Genomic DNA, 13,531 nt, shown 5'->3' with positions numbered 1-13,531 from the left:
CGTGAACGGGCGGGCCCGTTCAGACGAACGCCCGAGTAACGGGACCTGGGCGGGTGCAGCGACGAGGGAGGGCTCAGAACCGTCCGGAGGATCCCGAGCCGGAGAACGAGCCGCCCGAGGACCCGTAGCCCGTGCCGCTCGACGACGAGGAGGAGGTCCGGCTGCTCTCGATCGAGCTGTGGCCGGCCGAGTAGCCGGAACGGAACGAGCCGACGGACCAGTACACGCCCGCCCCGGCCTGGGCGTCGAGCAGCGAGCCCCGGGTGGTGCGGCCCGCGCGCCGTCCCGCGTCGATGTCCCGGCGCATCATCTCGCGCTCCTCCCGGTTGCGCCCAGCGCCGGCAACCACGGCCTCGGCGAGGCGGTCCACGCGGGACGTGAGGCCGCGGCGGAGGCCCTCCAGGGCGTCCAGCGCGGCCGAGGGCGTGAGACGCTCCTCCGACAACCCGGCCCCGAGCTCCTCGAGCCGCCGCTCCGCCTCCGCCCGGAACCCCTCGAGCGAGTCGAGGCCGGCGGTCACCGCGGGGTCGTCGGAGGGGAGCGTGGACCGGAGCCCCTCGATCCCGCGCAGGTCCTCCCGCAACGGTGCGGTCTGCAGGTCCCACGCGTCCTGCCAGCCCGGATGCCGGTTCAGCAGTGTGCTGGCCGCGCCGATGGCGTCGTCGAGCCCGTCGAGGTCGGCCACGTCGGAGCGCAGCGCGGCTGCCTGCTTCTCGAACTCCTTCGACCGCTGCTCCTCCTCCGGGGCCTCCTCCAGGCGCTGCAGCTCGGCGGTCGCCGCCAGAGCGCGCTCCCGGAAGCCCCGGAAGCGCTCGAGCAGTCGGGCGCCGTGGGGGTCGTCGGCGGGCACGAGGGAGGCGTTCACCTCGGTCGCGTCCATGTCCAGGGTGACGGAGGTCAGGTGGGCGCGGGCCGCCTCCAGGTCGGCGAGGGCGCGCTTGCGTCGCGCCCGCTTCGACAGCGCGACGGCGCCCCAGATGCCGGCGCCAACCCCCGCCGTCACCAGCGTTCCGCCGCCGAGCCCGAAGACCAGCCCCGGGTCCTGGTACCACGGCCGTCCGATCCGGTCCGCCGAGCCGTCCACCGCGTCCACGGCGGCGTCCGTCCAGCGGGCGTCCCGGGCGGCTTCGGCGGCCTCCTCGCGCACGTCCGCCTGCTGCTCCGTGCTGAGCTTCCTGTCCTCCCCGTAGTAGACGCCCATCATGCGGTTGGCCGGGTCCAGGGCGAAGACCATCAGCCCGTCCGCCCACTTCTGGCCATCCGCGCTGATCCACTCCGGGTGCGTCCGGCGCGCGTGGGCGAGCACGCGGCCGTTGAACTCCTGGGAGGCCGCGTCGTCGGACAGGGCGGACAGGTCCGCGCCGCGCTCCGTGTAGACGACCACGCGGGTCGGCTCGCGGAACTCCACGTCCGCCAGGCCGCGCTGCAGGGCCGCGGGGTCGATCACGCCGGCGGTGTCCACGAGCTCGACCTGCGCCGCGGGGACGGCGTGGGCGGCCGGTGCCACGGCCGCCGTGGTGACGGCGAGCGCGGACGCCGTGACGCCCATCGCCCCCGGAGGGCCGATGGGCACGCCGGCGGCCAGCGCGGCGCCGACGACGGCCGACGCGCGTCGCCTCCTGTCTGGGCGAGGGACGGTGGGTGCCAGGGCGGGACGCGACGGGGTGGACTGCTGCTGCAGGGGCGGCACGGTGTCTCCGAGGTCGACGGACGGGCCCTCCCATCGTAGACACAGGCGCCGTTCCTCGCCCGGACGAGAGTGCCCTCGGGCCGCCCGCTGCAGGTGCGGACGTGCTCGGTGTGCGTGGTGCGTCAGCGGAAGCGGAGGGCGAGGGCGCGGGCGAGGTCGGCCGCCGCCGTCTCCCGTCCGAACACCGGACCCCCCGGCTCCAGGGCCGCCGCGCGGGCGAGCGGCGCGTACTCCACCGGCTCGAAGCCGAGCGCGGCCATCAGGGCGGCGACGGCGTCGCGTCCCGGCCCCGGGTCGTCCGCCCCGACGCCGAGCGCCCGCCGGGGCTCCTCGGTCCGGCCGGCGGTGCCCAGCTCGTGGTGGGAGATCTCGGAGAACGCGCGCACCACGGGCACGCTCAGCCCCGCCGCGGCCCAGCGGCGGGCGATCAGCACCGTCCCCGGCCCGGCCGCCGTGTCCCCCGGGCCGGCCAGCCAGTCCGGCACCGGTTCGTCGCCCCACGTGTTGGTCATGTCCACCACGGCGAGCGTGCGCGGGCCGGCCAGCAGCGCCGGGTCCACGTCGTCCAGGTCCTCGCGCGGCACCGCCACCACTGTCAGCTCGGTGCCCGCCGCCAGCTCGTCGACCGGCACGGCCTCCGCCTCGGGCGCGTGGATGAGCAGGTGCCGCCGCACCGCGGCCGGAGGGCGCGTCGCCGCCATCACGACGCGTGGCGCCGCGGTCCCCGGGTGCAGGCGCGGGATCCGGGCGATCGCCCGGGCCAACGCCGTGCCGGCGCGGCCCGCGCCGAGGATCCCCACCGCCTCCGGGAGGCGGAAGGCGGAGGCGGGGGCGGCGTCGTCGTGCAGGGAGGGCATGTCCCCATCCCACCACGGGTGTTCACCGGCTCGTCACCGTCGGCTCGTCCGCGCCTGCCACCCTGGGACCGTCCATCCCCGCCCGTGTCGTCCCAGGAGTCCCCCATGCGCCTTCGTCGTCTGTCCGCCGCCGTGGCCGTGGCCGCGCTCGCCGTCACCGGCGCCGCGTCCGCCCAGGCCGCCCGCCCCGCCCACGCCCCGGAGCGCGGATCCGCCGCCGCGTCCGTCCAGGACGCCCACGAGGTCCGCGTGGCCACCTGCAACGCCTCGCTCAACCGCGGCGCCGAGGGGGAGCTGGTCCGCGACCTGTCCACCCCGGACGACGAGCAGGCCCGGAACATCGCGGGGGTCGTGCAGACCACCCGCCCGGAGATCCTCCTGATCAACGAGGTCGACTTCGACGCCGCCGGCGAGGGCGCCCGCCTGTTCCAGGAGAACTACCTGGCCGTCGGCCAGAACGGCCAGGACCCGATCCACTACCCCTACCGCTACACCGCCCCCGTGAACACGGGCGTGCCCTCCGGTCTGGACCTGGACCAGAGCGGCACCGTGGGGGGACCGAACGACGCATGGGGCTTCGGCCTCTTCCCGGGCCAGTACGGCATGGTGATCTACTCCCAGCACCCGATCCTCGAGGACCGGATCCGCACGTTCCAGGACTTCCGCTGGGCGGACATGCCCGGCAACGTCATGCCCGAGGACTACTACACCCCTGAGCAGGAGGAGCAGCTGCGCCTGTCCTCCAAGTCCCACTGGGACGTGCCCGTGGAGGTCAACGGGAAGACCCTGCACGTGCTGGCCGCGCACCCCACCCCGCCCGCCTTCGACGGCTCGGAGAAGCGCAACCAGCGCCGCAACCACGACGAGATCCGCCTGTGGGCGGACGACATCACCGGCGGCCGGACCGCCGCCTACCTCTACGACGACGAGGGCGTGCGCGGCGGCCTCGCGCGCGGCGAGCGCTTCGTGGTGCTCGGCGACTACAACGCCGATCCGCTCGACGGCGACTCGTGGGACGGCGCCGTCGACCTGCTCCTGGAGCACTCCCGCATCCGCGACCCGAAGCCGTCCTCGGCCGGCGCGGCCGAGGCGTCCGCGCTGCAGGGCGGGGCCAACCTCCAGCACGAGGGCGACCCCCGGTACGACACCGCCGACTTCAACGACCGCCCCGCCCCGGGCAACCTGCGCGTGGACCTGGCCCTGCCCTCCAAGAACCTGCCGCTGCTGGACGCCGGCGTGTTCTGGCCGGCCCAGGGCGAGCCGGGCTCGGAGCTGACCGGCTCCTACCCGTTCCCCACCTCGGACCACCGCCTCGTGTGGGTGGACGTGAAGGTCGCCGGGAACCCCCGCCGCTGAGCCGCCCCGGGCACGCCGCGGCCCCGTCCCCCGGTGAACCGGGAGGCGGGGCCGCGGCGCGTCGTCGTCGTCGTGACGGGGATCAGGCGAGCTCGTTGCGCTGACGGCCCAGGCCGGTGATCTCCACCTCCACCACGTCCCCGGCGGTGAGCCAGGGCCGGCGTCCGTCCGCGTCCTTGCGGGCCACCGCGACGCCGGCCGGGGTGCCGGTCAGGATGAGGTCGCCCGGGTTGAGGGTGACCATCTGCGAGGCGTAGGCCACGAGCTCCTCGGGGGAGAACACCACGTCCTGGAGCTTGGCGCTCTGCCGCTGCTCCCCGTTGACGCGCGTGGTGATGCGGGCGTCCCTGGGCAGCTCGTCCGGGGTGACCAGCCACGGGCCCACCGGCGTGGAGGCCTCCCACACCTTGCCCTGCAGCCACTCCGAGGTGCGGCCCTGGAAGCCGCGCATCGAGACGTCGTTCGCCACCGCGTAGCCGGCGATGTGCTCGTGCGCGTCCTCGACCGCGATCCGCCGCCCGGGCTCGCCGATCACCACGCACAGCTCGCCCTCGTAGTCCACGCGATGGTCCTCCTCGGGGATCTCGATCGGGTCGAGGGCGCCGGTGAGCGACTGGGCGAACTTGGCGAAGAGCGTCGGGTGCTCCGGCTTCTCCTGGCCGGTCTCCCTGATGTGGTCCCGGTAGTTCAGGCCGACCGCGATCACCTTGGTGGGGAACGGGATCAGCGTGTCGTACACCAGGCGCGAGGCGTCCAGCAGCAGGTCGTGGTCCTCCTGCGCCCCGCGCAGGGCGGCCTCCACCATCTCGCGCTGTTCGGCGGGCTCGGCGGTGAGCAGCTCGCCCACGTCCCGGCAGTCCGGGATGGCGACGACGCGCACCGCCACCTCGGGATCCTCGGGGTGGACGGAGGTGACGACGGCGGCGAACGTGGCGCCCGGGGTGTCCGGGTCGGAGTCGGGCTGGCGGAACGTGGCGAGCTTCATGGGGCCATCCCATCACAGCGCGGCCCCACCGGGGACGGCCCGTGAGACGCTGGGGACATGACCGCCGTGCACGAGACCCCCGCCCCGCCGCGCACCGGATCCCCGCTGATCCTCGGGACCATGGGATGGGGTGCCGACCGTGATCGGGCCCGCGGCGCCCTGCGTGCCGGGCTCGACGCCGGAATCACGGTGCTGGACACCGCGGACATCTACGGCGCCGGCGTCTCGGAGGAGACCGTGGGCGCGCTCGTGGCCGAGCTGCCCGCCGCGGCGCGGGAGGCGCTGCGCGTGCAGACCAAGACGGGCATCGTCCTCCACGAGCCCGGCCCCGACGGGCGGCCGCGCGTCCGGTACGACAACTCGCCGGCGTACGTGCGTGCCGGCCTCGAGGCCTCCCTCGACCGCCTCGGCCTGGCCGCCGTGGACACCCTGCTCATCCACCGCCCCGACGTCCTGACGCCCGTGGCGGACACCGTGCGCGCGTTCCTCGACGCCCGCGAGGCCGGCCTGGTGCGCCGGCTCGGGGTGTCCAACATGGGCACGGCGCGGGTCCTCGAGTACCAGCGCGCCCTGGCCGGACTCGCCGCGGACGGCACCGGGCTGCAGTGCGTGCAGATGGAGCTGGGCCTGCACCACCGCACCCTCGTGGAGGCCGTGGTCCTCGCCAACCACGACGACGCCCCCGCCACCGCGGGGGCCGCCGACCTGGGCGCCGTGTGCGCCGCCGAGGGGATCGAGCTGCAGGCCTGGGGACCGCTCGCCCAGGGCCGGTACACGCGCGGCTCGGACGGCTCCGTGCCCCGGGACCGGGCCGAGCAGGCCGCGCTCGCGGCCGCGGGCGGTCCCGCCGCCGTCGTCGCGGAGGTGGCCCTCGAACTGGAGGTGAGCCGCGAGGCCGTGGTGCTCGCGTGGCTGCTGCGCCTGCCGTGGGGCGTGCGTCCCGTGGTCGGTTCGCAGGACCCGGCGCGGCTGGCGGCGTGCGCGGGCGCCGAGGACGCGGCCGCCCGGATGGACGGCGCCCAGTGGCACCGCTTGTGGACCGCCGCGCGCGGTGAGACGCTTCCCTGACATCCGCACCGTGACGCTCGTCACGGGCCGGCCTGGGGGAGGACGTGGGCATGCCGTACATCCCGGTGGACCTGACGACGCCGTGGCTCGCCTACTGGGGCGCGCTCGTGCTCGTGGTGGTCGGGGGGACGCTCCTGGCCCTCGGGATCGGGCGCGGCCGCCGGCACCGCGCCGAGGCCGCCCGCGCCGGCCGCCACGCGGAGGTGCGCGTCCTCGAGGACGCCCGCCTGCAGCGGCGCCTGGGGGCCGCGGTCCTCGTGGCGGGGCTGGTCGCCGTCGGCGTGGGGGCCTGGCGGCACGTGGAGGGCCTGCACGCGTTCGAGGCCAACGTGCGCACCAAGTACGGGGTGGACCACGTGGAGCGCGTCCGCCAGTCCGGCAGCGGCCTGACCGCGGACCTCGTGCACCCCGACGGCACGGTGGAGCGGGACGTGTACCTGGCCCTCGACCCCACGGGGGAGCCCTTCCACGGGGAGGACCTCGCCCTCGGGACGCCGGGTCCGCGCGGCTGACCGACGGCTGTCAGAGTCCCGCCCACCGGGCCTGCTGCCGCGTCCGGGCCCTCTGTTAGGTTCGCGTCATGACCCGCCGAGACCCCGCCGCCGTGCCCGCCTCCACCTACCGCCTCCAGGTGAACGAGGACCTGCCCCTGGACTCGGTCGCCGCGCTGGTGCCCTACCTGTGGCGCCTGGGCGTGGACTGGCTGTACCTCTCGCCCCTGCTCGCCGCGGAGCCCGGCTCGGACCACGGGTACGACGTGGTGGACCCCACCCGGGTGGACCCCGCACGCGGGGGCCCGGAGGCGCTCGAGCGCCTGGCCCGCACGGCGCACGAGGCGGGCATGCGCCTGCTCGTGGACGTGGTGCCCAACCACCTGGGCGTGGCCACGCCCGCCGCCAACCCGGCCTGGGAGGACCTGCTGCGGCACGGCCGCCAGGCCCGGCACGCCGCCTGGTTCGACGTGGACTGGGAGGCCGGCGGCGGGCGGGTGACGCTGCCCGTCCTGGGCGACGGTCCGGAGGGCGACCCCCGTGGCGCCGACGCCGAGCTGGACCGCCTCGTGGTGGTCCCGGACGAGGACGGGGGCGTCCTGCGGTACTGGGACAGCGCCTACCCCCTCGCCCCCGGATCGCTGGAGGCGGCCGAGGAGGCCACCGGCCTGCGCGCCGCGGAGGTGTTCGCGGACCCGGACCCGGCCGCCGCGCCCACCGCGGACCGTGCCCGCCTGGCCCGGGCCGTCCACGACCGCCAGCACTACCGCCTCATGCACTGGCGCGCCGGCGACGCCGAGCTGGCCTACCGCCGGTTCTTCACCGTGACCACGCTCGCCGGCGTGCGCGTGGAGGACCCCGAGGTCTTCGACGCCGTCCACGCGGAGATCCGCCGCTGGACCGCCGAGGGGCTCGTCCACGGCCTGCGCGTGGACCACCCGGACGGCCTCGCCGACCCCGGTGCCTACGTCCGCCGCCTGCGCGAGGACGTCCTGCCCGAGGGGTACCTCGTGGTGGAGAAGATCCTCGAGCCGGGGGAGGCCCTGCCCGCCGCGTGGCCCGTGGACGGCACCACCGGCTACGACGCGCTCGGCGAGGTCGAGCGCGTCTTCATGGCCCCCGCCGCGGCCGGGACCCCGGAGGAGGACGCCGCCCTGCGCGCCCAGTGGCAGCGGCTCGTGGCCCGGGAGAAGGAGGACGTGGCCCTCGGCTCCCTCGCCGCGGAGACCGCGCGGCTCGTGCGTGAGGCGCGCGCCGCCGTCGTGCTGGGGGCGCACTCGGACGAGGAGCTCACCGCCGCCTTCGCCGCCCTGCTGGCGGCCATGCCCGTCTACCGCACGTACCTGCCCGTGGGGTCGGAGCACCTGGCCCAGGCCCTCGAGGCCGCGGGTGCGGCCGAGCCGGGGCGGGCCGAGCTCCTGCGGGACGTGGCCGAGGTGCTGGCGGACCCCGACTCGCCGGTCGCCCGCCGCTTCCAGCAGTCCTCCGGCATGGTCATGGCCAAGGGCGTGGAGGACCGCTCCTTCTACCGGTGGACCCGCTGGTCCAACCTCAACGAGGTGGGCGGGGACCCGTCCCACGTGCACCTGCCGGTCACGGACTTCCACGCGCAGCAGCAGTCCCGGCAGGCCGCGTGGCCGCACGCCATGACCACCCTGTCCACGCACGACACGAAGCGCGGCGAGGACGTCCGGGCGCGCATCGCGGTGCTCGCGGAGGAGCCGCAGCGCTGGGAGGCGGAGCTCGCCGAGCTGCGTGCGCTGCATCCGCTGGACGAGCCGGGGCTCGAGCGCCTGGCGTGGGAGTCGATCGTGGGCGTGTGGCCCACGGACGGGACGGCACCGGAGGCGGGGCGACTCGAGGGGTTCCTCCTCAAGGCCGCCCGCGAGGCCGCCGTGCACACCGCGTGGACGGACCAGGACGCCGCGTTCGAGGACCGGCTGCGCGCCCTGGCGTGCGACGTCGTGGCCTCGGACTCGGCCGCCCGCGCCCTCGTGCAGTCCGTGGCGGACCGGATCGCCGAGCCCGGTCTGGCCGTGCAGCTGGGCCACAAGCTCGTCCAGCTCACCGCGCCCGGCGTCCCGGACGTGTACCAGGGCACCGAGATCCCCTTCCCGTCCCTCGTGGACCCGGACAACCGGCGCGCCGTGGACTTCGAGACCCGCGCCGCCCTGCTGGACCGGCTCGACGCCGGCAACGTGCCCGGCCTGGACGACCCCGCCTCCGCCAAGCTCGCGGTGGTGACCGCCGCGCTGCGCGCCCGCCGGGACCGGCGCGGGCTGTTCACGGGGTACCGGCCCCTCGACGTGGACGGGCCGGCCGCCGCGCACGCGATCGCGTTCGACCGCGGCGGGGCGATCACGGTGGCCACCCGCCTGCCCGCCACGCTCGAGGCGGCCGGCGGCTGGCGGGACACCGTGGTGACCGTGCCGCCGGGGCGCTGGCGCTGCGCCGTCACCGGGGCGCCCGTGACCGCCGACGAGCGCGGCGCCGTCCGCCTCGACGGACTGCTCAGCCGCCTGCCCGTCGCCCTGCTGCTGACCGAGGACGAGGAGACCCGATGACCCCCACCGCCCCCGACACGCACGCCGCGCAGGACGTGGCCCCCGGCCTGCCCCCCGCCGCCGAGGACCCCGGCCAGGACGCCCGCCACGCGGGCCCCGGCGGCCTGGACCCGGCCGCCCCCGACCGCGCGGCCGTGGCCGCCGCGCGCGCCACCGACCATGCCGTGTGGGCCCCGCACGCGGAGCGCGTCGAGCTGCTCCTCGTGGACGCCGCCCCCGGCGCCCTGCACGACGCCGAGGACCGCTGGCCCGTGGCCGCCGCCCACGAGCTGACCCGAGGCCCCGGCGGCTGGTGGCTGCCGGACGAGGCCGCGAGCACCGCCGTCGCCGGGATGCAGGGAGGGGACCCCGGCTACGGCTTCCGCGTGGACGGCGGGATCCCCGTGCCCGACCCGCGCTCCCGCCGCCAGCCCGACACCGTGCACGGGCCCTCCCGCCGGGACGCGCAGTCCGCCGCCTTCGCGTGGGCGGACGCCGACTGGACCGGCCCCGCGCACGTGGAGCGTGACCCCGCCGCCCCGCAGGGCGGCGGGATGCGCGGCGCGGTGCTCTACGAGCTGCACGTGGGCACGTTCACCGAGGCCGGCACGCTGGACGCGGCCATCGAGCGGCTGCCGCACCTCGTGGACCTGGGCGTCAGCCACGTCGAGCTTCTGCCCGTGAACTCCTTCTCCGGCCCCCGCAACTGGGGGTACGACGGCGTCGGCTGGTTCGCGGTGGACGAGTCCTACGGCGGGCCCGAGGCCTACCGGCGCTTCGTGGACGCCGCGCACGCCGCCGGCCTCGGCGTGGTCCAGGACGTGGTGCACAACCACATGGGCCCCTCCGGCAACTACCTCAACGTGCTCGGCCCCTACCTGGTGGACCACGGCACCGGCTGGGGCGACGGGCCCAACCTGGACGGCCCCGACTCGGACGAGGTCCGCGCCCTCCTGCTGGACAACGTCCGGTTCTGGCTCGAGGACATGCACGTGGACGGGCTGCGGCTGGACGCCGTGCACGCCCTGATCGACACGCGCGCCGTGCACGTGCTCGAGGAGATGGCCGCGCTCGCGGACGGGATCGCCGCCCGCACGGGGCGCCCCGTGCCGCTGATGGCCGAGTGGGACCGCAACGATCCCCGCATCGTGCTCCCGCGCGTGCCCGGCGGGGGAGGGCTCGGCATGGCCGCGGCGTGGGACGACGACGTCCACCACGCCCTCCACGTGGCCGCCACGGGGGAGACCCACGGGTACTACGCGGACTTCGCGCCGCTGGCCGCCGTGGCCAAGACCTTCGAGCACGTCTACCTGCACGACGGCGTCCACTCCACCTTCCGGGGGCGGGACCACGGCCGCCCCGTGCCCCCGGAGGTGCCCTCGCACGCCTTCGTGGCGAGCATCCAGAACCATGACCAGGTGGGCAACCGCGCGGCGGGGGACCGGACGGCCGCCACCCTCACGGAGGGCGCCCTGACCGCGCAGGCGGCGCTCCTGCTGGCCGGCCCGTATACTCCGATGCTCTTCATGGGCGAGGAGTTCGCCGCCACCACGCCGTGGCCCTTCTTCACCGCGCACCGCGAGCCGGAGCTGGGCGAGGCCGTCCGGGAAGGCCGCCGCCGCGAGTTCGGCTCCCACGGCTGGGACGAGTCCCTCGTCCCTGATCCCCAGGACCCGGCCACCCGCGACGCCGCCGTGCTCGACTGGGCCCAGGCCGAGCCCGCCCCGGGGTCAGCCTCCGACGTGCTGGGGCCTGCCGAGGCCCTCGACCGTGCCGCCCCGGGCGGCGCCGGCCGGGGGGCCCGGGTGCTGCAGACCTACCGGGCGCTGCTCGCGGCGCGCCGGGAGCTGCCCGCCCTCACCGAGCCGGACCGCACACGCACCGCGGTGATGACGGACGCCGCACGCCGGCACGTGCACCTCGAGCGTCGCGCCGCGGACGGCTCCGGGGACGTGGCGGTCCTGGCCGCCCTCGGCGCCGAGCCGATGCCGGTCCCCGAGGAGTGGCGGGACGCCCGCCTCGTGGCAGGGCACGGTGACCTCGGCCCCCTCGGCCCCTCCGGGGGGCCGCACGAGCTGCCCGAGGCCGTCCCCGCTCCCGGCTTCGTGCTCCTGCACCGCTTGCCCGCGGCGCGCTGAGCCCTCAGCGGGACGCGGAGTCGGCGTCGTCCGCGCCCCCCGGGGCGGGCACGGCCCGGAGCATCGTGGTGGTGGGGTGCAGGGCGAGGGCGTCCTCGTCCCGGCGTGCGCGCAGCACCGTCTCCACATAGGAGTCCACCGCCTCCTGCAGGGGCACCGCGGCGCCCCGGGCCTCCGAGAGGTACCACCGGTGCTCGAGCAGCTGGTGCATGACCTCAGCGGGCTCCAGCTTCGCGCGCAGCTCGAGCGGCACGGAGCGGACCACGGGGTCGAACACCTCGATCACCCAGCGGTGCGCCGCGTGGTCGATGTCCAGATACGGGTCCCACGCGCGGCGGGCCGCCTCGATGTCCACGAGCAGCCGGCGCGCCTGGTTCTCCTGCACGTGCAGCCCCGTGAGCCGCTCCAGCCGCCGGCGGTGGTAGCCCGAGCGGACGTCCGTGGGGCTGGCGACCAGCATCCCGGGCGCGTCCGCCCCGCGCAGGGAGTACTCGGCCACCTCGAAGCCCAGCTCCTGCAGCCGCCGGAACCGGCGGTCCATGCGCCACGGCTCGTGCCGCGGGAACACGGTGGGCTCCGTGAGCTGCTGCCAGAGCTGGCGGTAGGAGTCCAGGAAGAGGTCGGGGGTGGCGATCGGGTCCACGTCCGGGTCCGCCAGCCCGCTGGCCTGCAGGTCCATGAGCTCGCCGCCCACGTTGACGCGGGCCACGTCGAGGTCGTGCTCGCGCTGCCCGGTGGACAGGCGCTCGCGCAGCTCGCCGGTCTCCGCGTCCACCAGGTGCGCGGCGAACCCGCCGGCGTCCCGCCGGAACAGCACGTTGGACAGGGAGACGTCCCCCCAGAAGAAGCCCTGCAGGTGCAGCTCCACGAGCAGCATGGCCAGGGCGTCCATGAGGCGCACCAGGGTGCGTCGCTCGAGGCGCTCGGAGAACACGGCGCGGTACGGCAGGGAGAAGCGCAGGTGCCGGGTGACGAGGGCCGCCGGCAGGGGGGAGCCGTCGTCGGCCGTCCGCCCCGAGACCACCGCCACCGGCAGCACGGAGGGCGAGGGCAGGTCCTCGAGGCGGCGCAGCAGCCGGTACTCGCGGAACGCGAGGTCCTCCGTGGTCTCCTTCACGGCGACGACGCCGCCGCCCATGTGCGCGAACCGCACCACGTGGCGGGAGATGCCGCGGGGCAGGGCGGCCAGCACGTCCGCGGGCCACTGCTCGAGCGGGGTCTGCCACGGCAGGGCGAGCAGCGAGGTCGCCGGGTCCTCCGTGGCGTCCCCCGAGGGGGCGGCCGTCACGGTCAGCCGGTCGGCGGGGGAGGGGGATGGGGTGGCGTCTTGCGTGTCCATCCGTGCATCCTGGCAGAGACGGGGGCCTCGGCGCCCTGCGGGCGGCCCCGGTGGCCTGGGGAGCGCTTCCGCCCCTCCCAGGATCGGCCGGTATGCTCGCTCCGGGGCGGGTCCGCCCGTCCCTCCCGCGTGCGCGCGTGCCCCGCGCGCCGCCCCGCACCCGACCCAGGAGGACCAGTGGCCAGCAGGAACACGGCGTCTGCCGCGACCGACGCCCGCACCCGCGCCCGCCAGATGCAGGCGGAGCAGCAGCGCAAGGACCGCCGCAAGCGGACCGCCGTCATCTGGGGCTCCGTGCTCGCGGCGCTCCTGCTGATCGGGCTCGTGGTGGCGCTCGTGACCCGCGCCCAGGGCGACGGCGACATCCCCACCGCCGGCCCGATGCCCGCCGCCGCCAACGAGGAGGGCGGCGTCGTCCTCACCTCGCCCACCGCCCTCGCCGACCCGGGCCTGGGCGAGCGCGAGGTGGACGCGGCCGCGGTGCAGGTGCCCGAGGGTCCCGCCGAGAAGCCCGCTGACAGCGCCCCGGGCACGCAGCCCCGCGCCGAGGGCGGGCCCGCCCACGTGGTGGTCTACGCGGACTTCAACTGCGTGCACTGCGCTGCGTTCGAGCAGGAGAACGCCGCGCTGCTGGAGGGCTGGCTGGCCGACGGCAAGGCCACCGTCGAGTACCGGATCGTGGACTTCCTGAGCGCGCCGAACAACCAGAACTTCTCCGCCCGCGCCGCGAACGCGGCCTACTGCGTGGCCGAGCAGGCGCCCGAGCAGTACGACCCGTTCGTGACGGACGTCTTCGGCGCGTACGAGGGCCACGGCGGCAAGGGCCTGTCCGACGACGAGCTCGCCCAGCGCGCCGAGGCCCTCGGCGCGGACGTGTCCGACTGCATGGAGCAGGACACCTACCGCCCCGCGGTCGCCTACACCACCCAGAAGGCCAAGGCCGCCCCGATCCAGGGCACGCCCACCGTGTACGTGGACGGCCAGTGGTGGTCCGGGGAGCAGGCCTTCCAGGAGTGGGCCACCCCGATCGTCGAGGGCTGATCCCGGCCTGCTTGTACCCTGGA

At 76.2% G+C, this 13,531-nt stretch carries 10 protein-coding genes; 6 read left to right on the top strand and 4 right to left on the bottom strand.

Annotated features, from left to right (window positions below; genetic code table 11):
- Window positions 1-73: 73 nt before the first annotated feature.
- Together BJ976_RS09060 and BJ976_RS09055 are read right to left on the bottom strand one after the other, a co-directional pair.
- Window positions 74-1,690 (bottom strand): DUF5129 domain-containing protein, encoded by a 1,617-nt coding sequence (locus tag BJ976_RS09060; protein ID WP_135029958.1) that lies wholly within the window; start codon window positions 1,688-1,690, stop codon window positions 74-76.
- A 122-nt stretch (window positions 1,691-1,812) separates the two neighbouring features.
- Window positions 1,813-2,547 (bottom strand): NADPH-dependent F420 reductase, encoded by a 735-nt coding sequence (locus tag BJ976_RS09055; RefSeq protein WP_135029960.1) that lies wholly within the window; start codon window positions 2,545-2,547, stop codon window positions 1,813-1,815.
- Window positions 2,548-2,652: 105 nt separating this feature from the next.
- Between BJ976_RS09055 and BJ976_RS09050 the strand changes: the two genes are divergently transcribed.
- Window positions 2,653-3,903 carry an endonuclease/exonuclease/phosphatase family protein gene (locus BJ976_RS09050; protein ID WP_135029962.1) on the top strand — a complete coding sequence of 417 codons (1,251 nt, stop codon included), beginning with the start codon at window positions 2,653-2,655 and terminating at the stop codon, window positions 3,901-3,903.
- Between the two features lie 82 nt (window positions 3,904-3,985).
- On the opposite strand, the gene BJ976_RS09045 is transcribed toward BJ976_RS09050, so the two are convergent.
- Window positions 3,986-4,888: a fumarylacetoacetate hydrolase family protein gene (locus BJ976_RS09045; protein WP_135029964.1), complete on the bottom strand. Its 903-nt coding sequence runs from the start codon at window positions 4,886-4,888 to the stop codon at window positions 3,986-3,988.
- A gap of 57 nt (window positions 4,889-4,945) precedes the next feature.
- Between BJ976_RS09045 and BJ976_RS09040 the strand changes: the two genes are divergently transcribed.
- The 4 genes from BJ976_RS09040 to treZ all read left to right on the top strand — a co-directional run bounded on the left by BJ976_RS09040 (window position 4,946) and on the right by treZ (window position 11,128).
- Window positions 4,946-5,956 carry an aldo/keto reductase gene (locus tag BJ976_RS09040; protein WP_135029966.1) on the top strand — a complete coding sequence of 337 codons (1,011 nt, stop codon included), beginning with the start codon at window positions 4,946-4,948 and terminating at the stop codon, window positions 5,954-5,956.
- A gap of 50 nt (window positions 5,957-6,006) precedes the next feature.
- Window positions 6,007-6,468: a hypothetical protein gene (locus tag BJ976_RS09035; protein ID WP_135029968.1), complete on the top strand. Its 462-nt coding sequence runs from the start codon at window positions 6,007-6,009 to the stop codon at window positions 6,466-6,468.
- Window positions 6,469-6,536: 68 nt separating this feature from the next.
- Window positions 6,537-9,011, top strand: a complete 2,475-nt coding sequence (treY, locus tag BJ976_RS09030; protein WP_135029970.1) for a malto-oligosyltrehalose synthase — start codon at window positions 6,537-6,539, stop codon at window positions 9,009-9,011.
- Window positions 9,008-11,128: a malto-oligosyltrehalose trehalohydrolase gene (gene treZ, locus BJ976_RS09025; protein WP_135029972.1), complete on the top strand. Its 2,121-nt coding sequence runs from the start codon at window positions 9,008-9,010 to the stop codon at window positions 11,126-11,128. Before treY ends, treZ begins: the two co-directional genes overlap by 4 nt.
- Window positions 11,129-11,132: 4 nt before the next feature.
- Here treZ and BJ976_RS09020 read toward each other — a convergent pair whose 3' ends face one another.
- On the bottom strand, window positions 11,133-12,467 hold the full coding sequence (locus BJ976_RS09020) for a DUF4032 domain-containing protein (protein ID WP_135029974.1): 1,335 nt from the start codon (window positions 12,465-12,467) through the stop codon (window positions 11,133-11,135).
- A gap of 177 nt (window positions 12,468-12,644) precedes the next feature.
- Here BJ976_RS09020 and BJ976_RS09015 point away from each other — a divergent pair, with 177 nt between their 5' ends.
- Window positions 12,645-13,508, top strand: coding sequence for a DsbA family protein (locus BJ976_RS09015; RefSeq protein ID WP_229667232.1), 864 nt, complete (start codon window positions 12,645-12,647; stop codon window positions 13,506-13,508).
- Window positions 13,509-13,531 lie beyond the last annotated feature (23 nt).

This window comes from Micrococcus flavus (assembly GCF_014204815.1).
In the GTDB taxonomy this organism is placed as follows: Bacteria; Actinomycetota; Actinomycetes; order Actinomycetales; family Micrococcaceae; genus Micrococcus; species Micrococcus flavus.
The sequence above is the reverse complement of the archived record's forward strand: the minus strand, read 5'-3'. Positions and strand labels throughout refer to the sequence as shown.